Genomic DNA, 1,062 nt, shown 5'->3' on the forward strand with positions numbered 1-1,062 from the left:
GGATTTTCTCATGACGAGGACTTCTTACGGAAATGGGGGGCTACTCAAACACATTCAGTGATCAGCGCGGGGGCGGCGTCAGCTATTTCACCGCCGATCTTGGATATAATTTCTTGAACTCACCGCGCTACCGCATCGGTGCTTTTGTTGGCAACAATTTCTGGCACGAGAGCTACGATGCTTTCGGTTGCACGCAGCAGGCGACCAACTGGGGAACCTGTGTGCCAACCGTCCCACCTACGTCAACCTCTCAGCCAGGACAACGATTGGCATTCGCTGCGACTCGGCTTGGCCGGGCAGACGCAACTCACCGAGCGACTCAGCCTTTCTGGTGACGTGGCGTTCCTCTTCACGCGGCTCGACGGCAAAGAGCAGCACCACATGCGCCCAAGATCAAGCTAATTCCCGAAGACGGCGATGGGCATGGCGTCCAGCTCGAGGCGGTGTTGCGGCCGTGGCGAATAACGGCACCGCTCATTTCGAAGAGGCAATGGGCGGTCGTGGTTCCCCGCAGGCCGACGATTGGAAGGCAAAGCGCTACGGCGTTTTCGTGCAGGCTAGCATCAAGTTCAACTGAGAGAGCAAGAACCGAGGAGAGCGGCGATGCCACTCCAGCTCATTACGATCATTGGATCAACAGAAGGAAGTTTTCCGAAGAGTTTTGCAAGCGTGCGCAAAGTCGCCAGACAAAGTTCTCTCGGTCCATAGTGTACGTGCCGTCACGCCCGTTCTCGACATGGTTGAATGATACGTCCCGCGCGATCGATCAAAGTCGTTTTTCATTGGTTTTCCGGAAATCGCGGGGAGCACAGCGTGCTGTGACCCTCGCCTGCTGGTTTTCTGTCAACGCGCAGATGAGGGAGAATGAGCGTACAGCAAAAATCATCAGTGCTGTCGCTTTCGCCAAAGCCCGCCGCAGCTAAACGGGGTCCCACGCCCGGTAGCGCCCCCTGCCGGTCACCTCACGGATGCCGAGTTCGGCACCAGCCCGAGCGCAGCGCGCTGGCTAATTTTCAGCTCGGCCGCGACCAGACCTGCCGACACCAGCGGCCGCGCCAGCAC

At 58.4% G+C, this 1,062-nt stretch carries 1 pseudogene; it reads right to left on the bottom strand.

Annotated elements, in window-relative coordinates:
• Nucleotides 1-919 precede the first annotated feature (919 nt).
• Nucleotides 920-1,062, bottom strand: a pseudogene (locus EN994_RS32730) (helix-turn-helix domain-containing protein); the annotation flags it as partial.

The sequence above is a fragment of the Mesorhizobium sp. M7A.F.Ca.CA.002.09.1.1 genome, from assembly GCF_003998555.1.
Classification (GTDB): Bacteria; Pseudomonadota; Alphaproteobacteria; order Rhizobiales; family Rhizobiaceae; genus Mesorhizobium; species Mesorhizobium ciceri.